At 70.5% G+C, this 13,960-nt stretch carries 14 protein-coding genes; 9 read left to right on the top strand and 5 right to left on the bottom strand.

Annotation, left to right across the window (positions count from 1 at the left end):
- Positions 1 to 2: 2 nt before the first annotated feature.
- A complete protein-coding gene (locus ABT015_RS02620; protein ID WP_350875977.1) occupies positions 3 to 854 on the bottom strand; it encodes a fumarylacetoacetate hydrolase family protein in 852 nt (283 codons plus the stop codon).
- A 516-nt stretch (positions 855 to 1,370) separates the two neighbouring features.
- Here ABT015_RS02620 and ABT015_RS02615 point away from each other — a divergent pair.
- From ABT015_RS02615 to ABT015_RS02585, 7 genes are all read left to right on the top strand, one after another.
- Positions 1,371 to 2,417, top strand: coding sequence for a sugar ABC transporter substrate-binding protein (locus ABT015_RS02615; protein WP_350875975.1), 1,047 nt, complete (start codon positions 1,371 to 1,373; stop codon positions 2,415 to 2,417).
- An 83-nt stretch (positions 2,418 to 2,500) separates the two neighbouring features.
- The gene (locus tag ABT015_RS02610) at positions 2,501 to 4,057 is read left to right on the top strand and encodes a sugar ABC transporter ATP-binding protein (RefSeq protein ID WP_350875973.1); all 1,557 of its coding nucleotides are present in this window, start codon (positions 2,501 to 2,503) and stop codon (positions 4,055 to 4,057) included.
- A complete protein-coding gene (locus tag ABT015_RS02605; RefSeq protein WP_350875970.1) occupies positions 4,041 to 5,072 on the top strand; it encodes an ABC transporter permease in 1,032 nt (343 codons plus the stop codon). Before ABT015_RS02610 ends, ABT015_RS02605 begins: the two co-directional genes overlap by 17 nt.
- A 135-nt stretch (positions 5,073 to 5,207) precedes the next feature.
- Positions 5,208 to 5,906 (top strand): FadR/GntR family transcriptional regulator, encoded by a 699-nt coding sequence (locus ABT015_RS02600; protein ID WP_350875968.1) that lies wholly within the window; start codon positions 5,208 to 5,210, stop codon positions 5,904 to 5,906.
- Between the two features lie 80 nt (positions 5,907 to 5,986).
- A complete protein-coding gene (locus ABT015_RS02595) occupies positions 5,987 to 7,021 on the top strand; it encodes a sugar ABC transporter substrate-binding protein (RefSeq protein WP_350875966.1) in 1,035 nt (344 codons plus the stop codon).
- A gap of 255 nt (positions 7,022 to 7,276) precedes the next feature.
- On the top strand, positions 7,277 to 7,822 hold the full coding sequence (locus tag ABT015_RS02590) for a hypothetical protein (protein WP_350875964.1): 546 nt from the start codon (positions 7,277 to 7,279) through the stop codon (positions 7,820 to 7,822).
- An 80-nt stretch (positions 7,823 to 7,902) separates the two neighbouring features.
- Positions 7,903 to 8,481, top strand: a complete 579-nt coding sequence (locus ABT015_RS02585) for a hypothetical protein (RefSeq protein ID WP_350875962.1) — start codon at positions 7,903 to 7,905, stop codon at positions 8,479 to 8,481.
- A 114-nt stretch (positions 8,482 to 8,595) separates the two neighbouring features.
- Here the strand turns inward: ABT015_RS02585 and ABT015_RS02580 are convergent, their stop codons facing one another.
- Positions 8,596 to 9,093: a TetR-like C-terminal domain-containing protein gene (locus ABT015_RS02580; protein WP_350875960.1), complete on the bottom strand. Its 498-nt coding sequence runs from the start codon at positions 9,091 to 9,093 to the stop codon at positions 8,596 to 8,598.
- 451 nt (positions 9,094 to 9,544) lie between these two features.
- Here ABT015_RS02580 and ABT015_RS02575 point away from each other — a divergent pair, with 451 nt between their 5' ends.
- Complete coding sequence (locus tag ABT015_RS02575) at positions 9,545 to 10,282, top strand: IS630 family transposase (protein ID WP_350875958.1); 738 nt, start codon at positions 9,545 to 9,547, stop codon at positions 10,280 to 10,282.
- 20 nt (positions 10,283 to 10,302) lie between these two features.
- Positions 10,303 to 10,878: a helix-turn-helix domain-containing protein gene (locus ABT015_RS02570; RefSeq protein WP_350875956.1), complete on the top strand. Its 576-nt coding sequence runs from the start codon at positions 10,303 to 10,305 to the stop codon at positions 10,876 to 10,878.
- A gap of 6 nt (positions 10,879 to 10,884) precedes the next feature.
- Here ABT015_RS02570 and ABT015_RS02565 read toward each other — a convergent pair whose 3' ends face one another.
- The 3 genes from ABT015_RS02565 to ABT015_RS02555 all read right to left on the bottom strand — a co-directional run bounded on the left by ABT015_RS02565 (position 10,885) and on the right by ABT015_RS02555 (position 13,719).
- A complete protein-coding gene (locus ABT015_RS02565) occupies positions 10,885 to 11,787 on the bottom strand; it encodes a dihydrodipicolinate synthase family protein (protein WP_350875954.1) in 903 nt (300 codons plus the stop codon).
- Position 11,788: 1 nt separating this feature from the next.
- Entirely contained in the window at positions 11,789 to 12,613 is an 825-nt protein-coding gene (locus ABT015_RS02560; protein ID WP_350875952.1) for an aldolase, read from the bottom strand.
- A 521-nt stretch (positions 12,614 to 13,134) separates the two neighbouring features.
- Positions 13,135 to 13,719: an AAA family ATPase gene (locus ABT015_RS02555; RefSeq protein WP_502897255.1), complete on the bottom strand. Its 585-nt coding sequence runs from the start codon at positions 13,717 to 13,719 to the stop codon at positions 13,135 to 13,137.
- Between the last annotated feature and the right edge of the window lie 241 nt (positions 13,720 to 13,960).

Here is a 13,960-nt window from a genome sequence, read left to right as displayed (position 1 = left end):
TTTCAGGCGTTGGAGAAGGTCTGGCGCTGGGTGCCGAGGCCGTCGATGGCCAGTTCGACGGTGTCGCCCGCGCGCAGGTAGGGGGTGCCGGGCAGCCCCAGGGCCACGCCGGCCGGGGTGCCGGTGTTGATGACGTCTCCGGGCCGCAGCACCATGTACTGGCTGAGGTACCAGACCAGGTACGGGACGTCGAAGATCATGTTCTTGGTGCTGCCGCTCTGCCGCTGCTCGCCGTTGACGGCCAGACGGAGGCCGAGGGCCCGCACGTCGCCGGCCTCGTCCGGGGTGACCAGCCAGGGGCCGAGCGGGTTGAAGGTCTCGCAGGACTTGCCGAGGTCCCACTGCCCGGAGTACTCGAGCTGGAACTCCCGCTCGGACACGTCGTTGCTGATCGCGTAGCCCGCGACATGGGCGAGGGCCTGTCGGGGCGAGTCCAGGTAGCGGGCCTCGCGGCCGATCACGACCGCGAGTTCGACCTCCCAGTCGGTCTTGGCCGAGCCGCGCGGGATCAGCACCTGGTCGCAGGGACCGACCACGGCGGACGGGTCCTTCATGAAGACCACCGGCCGGGCGGGGACGGCGGCGCCGGTCTCCTCGGCGTGGTCGCGGTAGTTGAGGCCGATGCAGACGACCTTGCCCGGCCGGGCGACGGGGGCGCCGATCCGCAGGCCGACCGGGTCGATCGGAGGGAGCTCTCCGGCGGCCAGGGCGGCGCGAACGCGGTCGATCCCGTCCGAGGCGAGGAACGCCCCGTCGATGTCACCGGTCAGGCCCGAGAGCGCGAAGACCCGGCCGTCGTCGCCGAGGGCTGCCGGAGCCTCTTCTCCCGCCGGTCCGATCCGCATGAGCTTCATGCCATGGCTCCTGTCATAGGTCTGCGGGCCGGGGCTCTTCACCGGGCCGACACATCGGATGAATCCTCGACGCCCTGACCATACGAGTGTCGGCCACGCACCGCAAGAAGTCCTCCGATGTCTGTCGGCGCCCGTCGGGGCCAGGAGCCGAACCTCTCCTAACCGTTCATCAAATCTCCAGCTCAGAAAGGAGATGACAGCTCGTTATCATCCAACATGGAGGCCCGGACGTTACGGTTGAGATTCGCCCGAGGTTTCCCTATTGTCAGTCAGGTGCCAAGCTCGTATGGTCCTCGTGATCGCAAGCCATCCGATGACTGCGGAGAGCACGATCCAGCGCGCCTGCCACGACCCGCCGCATCCACGGCCTCCCTCCTGGATGACGACCGGGAAGGGAGGTCCGGCCCAACCGCCCCCGCTCCACCTCCCGGGGGGACAGGCCTCTCCGCCTCCCACCACACCGGCTCCCCGCCCTCGCAGGGGAGCCCGGACATCCCAGCCAAGGAGATCAGCACCATGAAGCCTCGCTCCTCCAGAATCGCGGCCACGGCCGCCGCCGTAGTCGTCCTGGCGGGGGCCGCCACGGCCTGCAACCGCGGCAGCACGACGGACTCCGCCGCCGGCGGCAAGCCGGCGCTCGGCATCGACCTGCCGCGTGCGGACTCCGACTTCTGGAACTCCTACGCGCAGTACATCAAGCAGGACGCCTCCGCCCAGGGCCTCAACACCCTGCCGGTGAGCAACTCGCAGAACGACGTCACCAAGCTGGTCGCCAACGTCCAGGTCTTCCAGAACACCGGCGCCAAGGCCGTCGTCATGGCCCCGCAGGACACCGGCGCGATCGCCTCCACCCTCGACCAGCTGACCGCCAAGAAGATCCCCGTGGTCAGCATCGACACCCGCCCCGACAAGGGGAACGTCTACATGGTGGTGCGCGCCGACAACAAGGCGTACGGCACCAAGGCCTGCGAGTTCCTCGGCCAGCAGCTCGGCGGCAAGGGCAAGGTCGCCGAACTCCAGGGCGCGCTGAGCTCCGTCAACGGCCGCGACCGCTCCGAGGCCTTCGCCGCCTGCATGAAGGAGAAGTTCCCCGACATCCAGGTGATCGAGCTGGCCACCGACTGGAAGGGCGACGTCGCCTCCGCCAAGCTCCAGTCCACCCTCGCCGCCAACCCGGACCTGGGCGGCGTCTACCTCCAGGCCGGCGGCGTCTTCCTGCAGCCCACCATCGCCCTGCTCCAGCAGAAGGGCCTGCTCAAGCCCGCCGGCCAGCCCGGTCACATCGCCATCGTCTCCAACGACGGCATCCCGCAGGAGTTCGACGCGATCCGCAAGGGCGACATCGACGCGACCGTCTCCCAGCCCGCCGACCTCTACGCCAAGTACGCGCTGTTCTACGCGCAGGCCGCGGCCGAGGGCAAGACCTTCCAACCCGGTGCCACCGACCACCAGTCGACCATCATCTCCCTGCCCAACGGCCTGGAGGACCAGCTCCCCGCTCCCCTGGTCACCAAGGAGAACGTCGACGACAAGTCCCTCTGGGGCAACGGCGTAGGCAAGTAGCCCACCGACCCCTCGTGCGTGGCGGCCCGGCCCCCCCTTCCCGGGCCGCCACTCGCGGATCCCGCGGAAAGGACATCCCCGCCATGGCGGACCCCAGCCCCGTCCGGGGCCCCGTCGTCGAGGCCGACGGGATCAGCAAGCGCTTCGGCGCCACCGTCGCCCTCAGCGACGCCCGCATCTCGGTCGCGCCCGGCGAGTCGCACGCCCTGGTAGGCCGCAACGGCGCGGGCAAGTCCACGCTCGTCTCGATCCTCACCGGCCTGCAGCACCCCGACACCGGCACCCTGCGCTTCAACGGCGAGCAGGCCCCGGCCCCCGGTGACACCGACGCCTGGCGGTCCCGGGTCGCCTGCGTCTACCAGCGCTCCACCATCATCCCCGCGCTGACCGTCGCCGAGAACCTCTTCCTGGACAGGCAGAGCAGAGGCGCCCTGCGCCCGATCAGCTGGAAGCAGCTGCGCGGCCGCGCAACCGAGCTGCTCGCCGAGTACGGCGTGGACGTCGCCCCGACCGCGCGCGCCGAGGACCTGAGTGTCGAGCAGCGCCAGTTCGTCGAGATCGCCCGGGCGCTGTCCTTCGGGGCCCGCTTCATCATCCTGGACGAGCCCACCGCCAAGCTCGACGCGCGCGGCATCGAGCGGCTCTTCGACAAGCTGCGCTCACTGCAGGAACAGGGCGTCGCCTTCCTGTTCATCTCCCATCACCTGCAAGAGGTCTACGACCTCTGCACCACCGTCACGGTCTACCGCGACGCCCGGCACGTCATCACCGCGCCAGTCGCCGAACTCGACCAGCAGGCCCTGGTGGAGGCGATGACCGGCGAGAGCTCCCGGGACAGCGGGCCTGCCTGGTCGGTGACCGGCCGGACGCGCCCCGACGGTGCCCCGCTGCTGGACGTCTCGGGCCTGAGCCTGGCCGGCGCCTACCAGGACTTCTCCCTGACCGCGCACGCCGGCGAGGTCGTGGGCCTGGCCGGCGCGGCCGCCAGCGGCAACGTCCGGCTCGGCGAGACCATTGCCGGTCTGCACCGCCCGCAGGCCGGCACGATCACCGTCGCGGGCCGCCCGGTGCGCACCGGGCGCGTTCCCGCCGCTCTCGCGGCCGGCATCGGGTTCGTGCCCGAGGACCGGCACATCCAGGGCCTCATCCCGCAGCGCAGTGTCGCCGAGAACGCCACCCTGACCGTCACCGACCAGCTCGGGCCCTTCGGCACGGTGCTGCCCTCCCGTACCCGGGCCTTCGCCGAACGGATGATCGGCGACCTCGACATCAAGACACCCGGCCCCTCGGCCCCGGTGTCCGCGCTGTCCGGCGGCAACCAGCAGAAGGTGGTCATCGCGCGGGCCCTGGCCACCGAGCCGCACGTCCTGGTGGCCATCCGGCCCACCAACGGCGTCGACGTCAAATCCAAGGAGTCCCTGCTCGGCACCGTCCGCGAGGTCGCCGACGCCGGGAGGAGCGCTCTGATCGTGTCCGACGAACTCGACGACCTGCGGGTCTGCGACCGCGTCCTGGCCATGTTCCACGGCCGCGTCGTCGCCGAGTTCGAGCACGGCTGGAGCGACGAACAGCTGGTCGCAGCCATGGAGGGCATGTCCGGCCCGACCGACACGAAGGAACGCAATGTCTCCCACCACTGAGGTCCACCCGCGCGCGGCCACCGCCGGCACCGCACCGGCCGGCCGGCGCTTCGACCTCGCCCGCTACCGCGACCTCTCGCTCGTACCGGTCCTGCTCGTCCTCGGCGTCATCGGCTTCGTCGTCTCACCCGCCTTCCTCACCTCCGACAACCTCCTGGGCGTCGGCCAGCAGGCCACCGAACTGAGCCTGCTGGTGCTGGCCGAGGCGCTGATCCTGGTCGTCGGCCGGATGGACCTGTCCCTGGAATCCACGATCGGCGTGGCCCCCGTCATCGCCGTCTGGCTGGTCCTCCCCGACCACGGCGCGCGCTTCAACGGCCTCGGGCTCCTGCCCTCCTGGACGGCCATCCCGCTGTGCCTGGCCGTCGGCGCGCTCATCGGGGCGATCAACGGGTTCCTGATCCTCAAGCTGCGCCTCAACGGCTTCATCGTCACCCTCGGCGCGCTCACCCTGCTCCGCGGCCTCCAGGTCGCGATCTCCGAGGGCCAGTCGATCGTCAACCTGCCCGGCTCCTTCACCTACCTCGGCAGCACCAGCTGGCTCGGCGTCCCCGCGGCGATCTGGATCTGCGCCCTGCTCTTCCTGGCCGGCGGCTGTGCCCTCGCCTGGCTCCGCCACGGCCGCGCCCTGTACGCGATCGGCGGCAACCCCGAGGCCGCTCGCGCCGCCGGCATCCGGGTCGACCGGATCACCTGGATCGTGCTGGTCCTCGGCGGCCTGCTGGCCGCCTTCGCCGGCGTCCTCTACACCGGCCACTACGGCTCCATCTCCGCCGACCAGGGCAACGGGTGGATCTTCCAGGTCTTCGCCGCCACCGTCATCGGCGGCGTCAGCCTCAACGGCGGCCGCGGCACCCTCTTCGGCGCCCTGACCGGTGTGCTGACCCTCCAGCTCGTGGTCAACGTCATGACCCTCGCGGGCGTGCCGCCGCTGTGGAACCAGTTCCTCAACGGCGCGATCATCATCGTCGCGCTGATCATCTCCCGCTTCGCCTCGGGCGAGAAACAGGAGTGACGGGGTCCCCCGGCCCGAGAGCCACCGAAGCGGCGCGACCAGCCCCGCGGGAACCGGTCGCGCCGTTTCGGCCTCCCCCACCCCGCCCCCTCGACCGACCAGCACTCCCAGGCCCGCACGCAGGAGGCGAACACCATGGCGGTGACCGACCAGGCCATCGAGAAGATCAAGGAAATGATCGTCTCCGGCGCCCTGCTGCCCGGCGCGCGACTCCCCAACGAAGCCGACCTCGCCGACCAGCTCGGGCTGTCCCGCAACTCGCTGCGCGAGGCCGTCCGGGCGCTCACCGCGATGCGGATCCTCGTCCCCCGGCAGGGCGACGGCACCTACGTCTCCGGCCTGGAGCCGCACCTCCTGCTGGAAGCCATGGCCTTCGCCTCCGACGTCTCCCGCGGGCACACGGCCCGGCAGCTCCTCCAGGTACGGCGCCTGCTGGAGCCGCAGGTCACCGCCCTCGCCGCCGGCCTGCTCACCGACGACCACCTGCGAACGCTGCGGGCCGTCCTCGACCAGAGCGCCGCGGCTGCCGGCATCGAGGAGTTCATCGAGCTCGACATCGAGTTCCACCGCACCATCGCCGATGCCGTCGGCAACCCCGTGCTGTCCACCCTGCTCGGCATCCTCTCCACCCACACCCAGCGGCTGCGCATCGTGCGCGGTACGCACGACGCCCCTGCCCGCGAGCAGGCACACCGCGAACACGAGGCCATCTGGCGGGCCCTGGTCGACCACGACGCCGTCCTCGCCGCCAGTGCCAGCACCGTGCACGTCGCCGCCGTCGAGGACTGGCTGGCCGCCGGCACCGACCCCCCGGACCTCGACGCCATCGCCTGACGGCGGCGTGCCGAATCCCGCACATCCGTTCCCCTCCCCCTCAGCGCGCAAGACCCCCACGACCCAGGACGGTCTGACACATGAAGAGCCGAACCATCCGGACCACCTGCACGGGCTGCATCGCCGTGTTGCTCGCCGGCTGCCTCACCGCCTGCGGTGGCACTGATGACCCCGGCGCCCGCCCCCAGATCGGCATCGACATCCCCCGCGCCGACTCCGACTTCTGGAAGGCGTACGCGAAGTACCTCCAGCAGGAGATCAACGACCAGCAGCTGAGTGTCCTGCCCCCGACCCGTTCGAACGGCGACGACGCGACGTTCACCGCCAACGTCCAGTCGCTGGCCGCCCGACATCCCAAGTCCATCGTCATGGCGCCGCAGAACACCATGACCACCGATTCGACACTCTCCGAGTTGTTCCGTGCCAACATCCACACGATCAGCGTGGACACCGAACCGGAGCACGGCAGCGTCTACATGGTGGTCCGCACCGACAACAAGACGTACGGCACCAAGGCCTGCGAGTTCCTCGGCAAGCAGCTCGGCGGCAAGGGCAAGGTGGCCGAGCTCCAGGGCGCACTGACCTCCATCAACGGATACGAACGCTCCGAGGGGTTCGCCGCCTGCATGAAACGCAACTACCCCGGTATCCAGGTGATCGCGCTGCCCACCGACTGGAAGGGCGACGTCGCCTCCGCCAAGCTCCAGTCCACCCTCGCCGCCAACCGGGACCTGAACGGCATCTACCTGCAGGCCGGCGGCGTCTTCCTCCAGCCCACCCTCGACCTCCTGCGCCAGAAAGGCCTGCTCAAGCCCGCCGGCCAGCCCGGCCACATCACCATCGTCTCCAACGACGGCATCCCGCAGGAGTTCGACGCGATCCGCAAGGGCGACATCGACGCGACCGTCTCCCAGCCCGCCGACCTCTACGCCAAGTACGCCCTGTACTACGCCAAGGCCGCGGCCGAAGGCAGGAAGTTCCAACCCGGGCCCACCGACCACCAGTCGACCATCATCACCCTGCCCAACGGCCTGGAGGACCAGCTCCCCGCTCCCCTGGTCACCAAGGAGAACGTCGACGACCCGTCGCTCTGGGCCAACCACGCCGCGGGCTGACCGAGGGCCGCACCGTACGAAGTGCACCGGTGGTCAGGGCGGTAGTCGCCCTGGCCCTGGTCCGGGCGCACCCCGGCCGCAGCGCCGCGCCCGCCCCGGGCAGGGCCCGCACGTCGACGGTCAGGGGCCGGCGCTGCGTCTCGGGCACGTCCGCGTGGCACATCGTTCGACTTCTTCGGTTCGTCCGTGTTTTGGCTCCGGGCAGCAGGGCACGTGCCGGTCAGGGAGGTCCGGATCTACAAGCGGAGGACCCAAATGTCGACAGGGACCCTCATCGCAGTCATCGTCATTCTGGTCGCGTGCGCGCTGGTGGCGACGTTCGCCATCCGCCGCCGCCATCTGCGGGAGCGGTTCGGCCCGGAGTACGACCGGACCGCGGAGGCGAAGGACGGCCGTTTCGCCGCCGACCGGGAGCTGCGCAAACGCGAGTCGCGCCACGACTCGCTGAACATCAAACCGCTGTCACCGGGTACCCGTGACCGGTACGCCAAGGACTGGGCACGGGTGCAGGAACAGTTCGTCGACCGGCCCGACGACACGGTGCACGAGGCGGACCGGCTCGTCACCACGCTCATGAGCGAGCGCGGATACCCGACCGAGGGGTACGAGCAGCAGCTCAAGGACCTCTCGGTCGCACACGGGAGCGTGCTGACGCACTTCCGGTCCGCTCACGAGGTCAACGACCGCAGCAGCCGCCACCAGGCGACCACGGAAGAACTGCGGGGCGCCATGGTGCACTACCGCACCCTGTTCGAGGAACTGCTCCACAACGGTGACCGTCCGCAGGGCAGCCGTGCGTGAGCCCCGGACCGGCGAGTCGAGCCGACGGGACGCACCCGGCGACGGCCGCCGACCGGAACCGCCGAGAGGGAAGTGAAGAGATGCACAGCCGAGCAACATCCGAACCGCGCGAGGGCGGCCTGTCCACGGAGGATCTGGCCGGCGCCCGACAGGACACCGACGAACGGAGCGATACCTCCGGGGCGGATTCGCCACCGGCGTTCCCCGGGGAAGCCACCACCGAACAGCGGAGCGGTGAGCAGGAGTTCACGCTCGAAGGCCGCGACCGCGAGCAGAGCTACGGGCAGGAACGCGGACAGGAAGAGGATCAGGAAAGGGGCTACACCCAGGCATCCGAGCCGTCCGAACCGTCCGAACCGTCCGAGCGCACCAAGGACCCGGAAGCCGCCGAGAACGAACCGCTGCTGGGCGGGCAGCAGGAGGAGTTCCGCTCCCGGTGGCAGAAGATCCAGGGCGAATTCGTCGACGACCCGCGCAGTGCCGTGTCCGCGGCCGACAATCTGGTCGCCGAAGCGATGCAGGCACTCGCCACCACCTTCTCCGCGCACAAGCAGGACCTCGAAGGCCAGTGGCACCGCGGCGACGAGGTGCCGACCGAAGAACTGCGCGTCGCGCTCCGGCGCTACCGCTCGTTCTTCAACCGCCTGCTCAACACCTGAAGCAACGGGGCCGAAGCAACGGTGCCGAAGCCACTCCCCCGACCTGCGACGATCGAGTTCCGTTCGGTCCTCGCCCAAGAAAACCGAACAGGTTCTTCGGGCCTCCTGCGAACTTCAGGAGGCCTGCTGGCTGATCGGACCGGGCGACAGCAGGCGCGACACGAGGGTGCGGGTCCATTCGGCGGTCAGGGGCAGGGCGGTGAAGACGGCGCGGTAGTAGAGGGGCGCGAGTACGGCGTCCGCGGCGTGTTCGAGGGTCGGGGGCTGTTCGCCCCGGGCCCGTTCCCGTCCGAGGATGGCTTCGAGCCCTTGCTCGCGCTCTCCGCGGCACGCCGCGGCACCCTGTTCTCCGCCCGTGCCGATGGTGGCCCGCACCAGGGCGAGGGTGTCCGGGTCGCCGAGGTCCTTGGCGAGGTCGGACGCGTAGCGCTCCAGGTCCCCACGGAGGCTCCCGGTGTCCGGCACCACGATGTCTCCGGTGAAGCGGCTGGTCGCGACGTCGGCGAGCAGTTCGCCGACGGAGCCCCACCGGCGGTAGACCGTGGTGGCGTGCACGCCCGCGCGGGCGGCCACCACCGGGATCGTCAGCACGTCGGGGGAGCCTTCGGTCACCACTTCCTGGACGGCCCGGTGCACAGCCGCTCGGACTTTCGCGGAGCGGCCGCCGGGCCGGCTGCCGTTGCCGGACGGAGGGGGCGTCGTAGCGGTCACGCGGCCAGTATCGCATCGATCACTGCTTTTTAAGTTTTCCCCGGGTAGTCCTCTGACCTGCGGAAACGCTGACCAGTTGGCCACTGACCTGCGAAAATGCCTCTCTGGGACTCTCGCGATCTCTCCGCGTTTCTCGGCCTCATGTGTGCCGATTCCGTGCTGCGCAGCGGTCCGCTGTCCTCCTGGCCGCCGCCCACGCCTCTCCGCTCGGCCGCTCGGCGGCCCTACAAGTATCGCAGGCCCACCGCTCCCTCGCGGGCACCGAGCAGGGCTGGACATCACTGCGAACCTGCGAGTGGCAGCGCCCCCTCACCCAACCCAACTATCACGGAACGTAACCAAGGAGCTGACCTTGCACATCGACACCATCACCCCTCGGCGATTCAACGAACTGCTCTCGGACGCGACCATTCCTGTCGCTCACCGCGCCTTGTGGGTGGCGCTGCGTCGTCGAGGTCCCAAGTTGGAGCCGCTGCTCCTCTCCGTCGACGAGCGGGCGGAGTTGGAGCGATGGATCCGGCGGGCGACATCGGCCCAGGCGCTCGCGTTGCGGTCGCGGATCGTGCTGGCATGTGCGGGTCCCGAGGTGCCCGCGATCGTCGTTGTTGCACGGGAGTTGGGGATCGCCGCCGACACCGTGCGCAAATGGCGGCGGCGCTTCCTGGCCGAACGGCTGGACGGCCTCGTCGACGAACCACGACCGGGCCGGCCACCCACCATCGCCGCGGAGGAGGTGGAGGCCGTGATCGTGGCAACCCTGGAGGAGATCCCGAAGAACGCCACACACTGGTCCCGCAGTTCGATGGCGGACCGCAGCGGCCTGTCCAAGTCCACCATCGGGCGAATCTGGAGGAAGTTCCAGCTCAAGCCCCACCTGACCAGCACGTTCAAGCTCTCCACCGACCCCCTGTTCGTTGAGAAGGTCTACGACGTGGTCGGTCTGCACTTCAACCCGCCCCAGGGTGCCGTGGTGCTGTCGGTCGACGAGAAGTCCCAGACGAGCCCCTGCCCCGACCGGACCCCCGGGCCCGGCCGGGGCAGGGGCCGGGCCGATAATGGACCGGACGGTTCCGTGGGCGGGACGTGGTGAGACGTGGCGAGAGGTGACGCATGACCAGCAGGTTGCGGGTGCTGAGGCAGCAGAACCGGCTCAGCCTGGAGGCGCTCGCCGAGCAGGTCGGGGTGACCAAGAGCTACCTGTCCAAGGTGGAGCGCGGGATCAGCGAGCCGTCGATCTCGACGGCGCTCAAGCTGGCCCACGCGCTGAAGGTCGACGTCGGCCGGCTCTTCTCCGACGAGGTGGAGCCGGAGCTGGTGACCGTCGTACGGGCCGGCGAGCGAACGCCGATGGGCGACAGGGGCGGCGCCGGCGCCTCCCGCTACGAGGGCATCGCGACGGGCCTCAGCGGCAAGCGGATGGTGCCGTTCGTGATGCACCCGCCGTCCGGGCCGGTGGACTCGCCGTACAAGTCGCACGCGGGCGAGGAGTTCTTCTTCGTCCACGCGGGCACCGCCGTGCTGGAGTTCCCCGAGCGCAGCGTCGAACTCGGCCCCGGGGACAGCGTGTACTTCAACTCGGCGCTGCCGCACCGCTGTCGGAGCACCGGGCCGGAGCCGGCCGAGATCCTCGTGGTCATCCACGACGACCCGGCCGGCCCCTCGGACCGGGTGCCCACCCTGCCCTGACGCCCCTCAGACGAAGGTACGGATCCCGGCGGCCGCGAGCAGCTCGGCCAGGCGTGCCGTCCCCGCCTCGTCCAGCGGCAGCAGCGGGCGCCGGGGATCGCCGACGTCCAGGCCGCCCAGCACCAGGCCCGCCTTCACGGTGGTCGGCAGGCCGCCGTCGAGCAGGAACCGGAGCACCGGAAGCTGCCGGTAGAACACCTCGCGGGCCGCGTCCAGGTCGCCGTCGCGCACCGCCCGGTACAGGCCGAGGGTGAGGTCGGGGATGACGCAGGGCGCGGCCGTGCACCAGCCGGCCGCCCCGGCGGCGAACGCCTCCAGCGCCAGCGGGTTGGAGCCGTTGTAGAACGGCAGCGCGCCGTCGGAGAGTTGGGTGAGCCGGTGCATCCGCTGGATGTCGCCGCTGCTCTCCTTGACCATCGTGATGTTCTCCACCCGCTCGACCAGCCGGTGCATGAGTTCCGGGCTGAGGTCGACGCCGGCGGTGGCGGGGTTGTTGTAGATCATCAGCGGGATGCCGACCGCGTCGGCGATCTCGGTGTAGTGCCGGGTGATCTCGCGCTCGTCCAGCCGCCAGTACGAGAGCGGCAGCACCATCACCACGTCGGCGCCGGCCTGTTCGGCGAACCTGGCGCGGCGTACGGCGCTGCGGGTGGTGAGGTCGGCGATGCCGACGACGGTGGGCACCCGGCCCGCGACGGCCGACACCGAGGCCTCGGCGACGGCGTGCCACTCCCGGTCGTCGAGGTAGGCGCTCTCGCCGGTGGAGCCCAGCGGGGCGACGGCGTGGCAGCCGGAGCGGACCAGTCGGTCGATCAGCTCGGTGAGCCGGTCGAGGTCCGGGCTGCTGTCGATGGGTGAGAACGGGGTCACCGGGTAGGCGATGATCCCCTCCAGGGTGGTGGCGCCCATCTCAGGCCTCCGTACGGGTGGTCGGGGCGTCGCCGTGGCCGGCGCGCAGGGCATCGCCGTGGCCCGCCCGCAGGGCGCGGCGGGCGTAGTAGGCGAAGTTCGCCTGGCCGCGCCTGGGGGTGGAGATCCAGTCGTGCGCCTCCTTGGCCAGCAGCTCGGGGATCTCCTGGATCTTCCCGGCAGCGCTCGCGAGCAGTTGGAGCCTGGCGGCCCGCTCGAAGAGCAGGGCCAGCGTGCACGCCTCCTCCACCGTGCCGGTGGCGACCAGCTGGCCGTGGTGGGCGAGCAGGAGCGCGCGCTTGTCGCCGAGGGCGGCGGAGATGATCTCGCCCTCCTCGTTGCCGACCGGGATGCCGGGCCACTTCTCCAGGAACGCGCAGTCGTCGTAGAGCGGGCACATGTCCATGTGCGAGACGACCAGCGGGGTCTCCAGCATCGACAGCGCGGAGACGTGCAGCGGGTGGGTGTGGATGATGCAGTTGACGTCCGGGCGGGCCCGGTAGACCCAACTGTGGAACCGGTTGGCCGGGTTGGCCATCCCGTCGCCCTCCAGGACGTCGAGGTTCTCGTCGACGAGCAGCAGGTTGTCCTCGGTGATCTCGTCGAAGCCGAGGCCGAGGCGCTGGGTGTAGTAAGTGCCGGGGCGTTCGGCCCGGGCGGTGATCTGGCCGGCCAGCCCGGAGTCGTGGCCGGCGTCGAACAGGATGCGGCAGGTCAGGGCGAGCTTCTGGCGCACCGTCCAGTCGTTGTCGGGGATCGCGCTCTGCATGCGGTGGTGGGCCAGGTTCACCAGGTCGGACTTGCCCGTCTCGAACGTGTCGGCCATGGCCGTGGTTCTCCTTCGCTCGTCGGTCGCGGAGGTCGCGGAGGTCGCGAGGTCGCGGCGGTCCTGCCGGGGCGTCGAGCGGTGGGCACGGGCGCAGGGGCGCACGGGCACACGGCGGAAGCCCGACGGTGAGGACACGCGATTCACTTTAGGACACCTTGTGTCCTCACGTCGAGGGTTCACCCCGGACATCGCTTCCCGAACGCTCCGAGCGGTCGCCGCCGCGCGGCCGGACGGCCGTCACACGCCGCCCCCGGAAGGGCTCACTCCCGGCCCGCGGCCACCAGACCGTCGATCAGCACCGCCAGAGCGGTGCGCAGCTCGGCGCAGTGGGCGCCCGGGCCCAGGTAGGGGGCCGTCGTCCGGGCGAGCGCCAGGGCGGGGAGGGCCCGGGCGTCGGCTGCGGCCAGCGAGTCGGTCCGCGGGCTGGGCCGGCGCGGGCGGTCGACAGGGTGTTCGGAGAGGAGTTCGCCGACCAGGAGCTGCCAGCAGGAGCGGTAGGCGGCGGCCGGGCGCTGGCCTCAGTCGTCCAGCGTGGGCAGACCCGTGAGACCGGTGTCGTGCATCATGCGGTCGACCGTGTCGTGGAGGGGGCTGTCGCTGCCGATGACGGTCTCGATGCCGCCGGACAGGAGGTCGTGCTCGCGGTACCAGTCCCGCAGCTCCCGCTCGGTGACCCGCGTGAGGTACTCGGCATCGGTCTTCGAGGCATGCCGCGCGAGGGTCTCGTGGAACGGGACGTCGAGGTAGTAGCAGCGGGAGACACCGCGGTGGTCGCCCACCAGGCCCGCGAGCATGTCGCCGTAGTGGTCGGCGTACAGGATGCCTTCGATGATGACGTGGTAGCCGGCATCGAGCGCGTAGCGTGCCACGGTGTCGATCAGGCCGATGTTCGCGCCGCCGGGCCGGTCGCGTTCGCGCAGCACGGTCCGGCGGAGGTTGTCCTGCGCGACCAGGGCCAGGCCGCGACCGAACCGCTGCCGGACCCCGGCGGCCACCGACGACTTGCCGCTGGCGGAGTTTCCCCGGACGACAACGAGGCGGGTCTCCTCGCCTCCCGCCATCACGCGGCCGGCAGCAGGTGCCGGGTGGCTCGGGGTGCTCATGTCGGCCGGCCGACCAAGTGGACTTTCACAACCAGCCTGTGAGCCATCGGATTTCTTCCTCTCGAAGCGGCGGAGAGCGGATATGAAGGGTCGCCCGGCCGGACCAGGGCGCGGCGAAGCCGTGATCGGGCATGTGATCGATTGTCGTATGTGAGTGCGTCGGCAGGTGTTCCACCATAGGCGGCTGGGCGGGGCCGTGTCGGCGTGTCGCGTCGGATGACACACGATCTGGTGAACGACC

This window comes from Kitasatospora sp. NPDC094016, from assembly GCF_040304045.1.
In the GTDB taxonomy this organism is placed as follows: Bacteria; Actinomycetota; Actinomycetes; order Streptomycetales; family Streptomycetaceae; genus Kitasatospora.
Note: the sequence above shows the minus strand (reverse complement) of the source record. Positions and strands in the feature narration are given on the sequence as shown.

Coding starts and splice junctions, on each gene's coding strand:
- ABT015_RS02620 (WP_350875977.1), bottom strand. CDS start 854: ATGAAGCTCATGCGGATCGGACCGGCGGGAGAAGAGGCTCCGGCAGCC.
- ABT015_RS02615 (WP_350875975.1), top strand. CDS start 1,371: ATGAAGCCTCGCTCCTCCAGAATCGCGGCCACGGCCGCCGCCGTAGTC.
- ABT015_RS02610 (WP_350875973.1), top strand. CDS start 2,501: ATGGCGGACCCCAGCCCCGTCCGGGGCCCCGTCGTCGAGGCCGACGGG.
- ABT015_RS02605 (WP_350875970.1), top strand. CDS start 4,041: ATGTCTCCCACCACTGAGGTCCACCCGCGCGCGGCCACCGCCGGCACC.
- ABT015_RS02600 (WP_350875968.1), top strand. CDS start 5,208: ATGGCGGTGACCGACCAGGCCATCGAGAAGATCAAGGAAATGATCGTC.
- ABT015_RS02595 (WP_350875966.1), top strand. CDS start 5,987: ATGAAGAGCCGAACCATCCGGACCACCTGCACGGGCTGCATCGCCGTG.
- ABT015_RS02590 (WP_350875964.1), top strand. CDS start 7,277: ATGTCGACAGGGACCCTCATCGCAGTCATCGTCATTCTGGTCGCGTGC.
- ABT015_RS02585 (WP_350875962.1), top strand. CDS start 7,903: ATGCACAGCCGAGCAACATCCGAACCGCGCGAGGGCGGCCTGTCCACG.
- ABT015_RS02570 (WP_350875956.1), top strand. CDS start 10,303: ATGACCAGCAGGTTGCGGGTGCTGAGGCAGCAGAACCGGCTCAGCCTG.
- ABT015_RS02565 (WP_350875954.1), bottom strand. CDS start 11,787: ATGGGCGCCACCACCCTGGAGGGGATCATCGCCTACCCGGTGACCCCG.
- ABT015_RS02560 (WP_350875952.1), bottom strand. CDS start 12,613: ATGGCCGACACGTTCGAGACGGGCAAGTCCGACCTGGTGAACCTGGCC.
- ABT015_RS02555 (WP_502897255.1), bottom strand. CDS start 13,719: ATGAGCACCCCGAGCCACCCGGCACCTGCTGCCGGCCGCGTGATGGCG.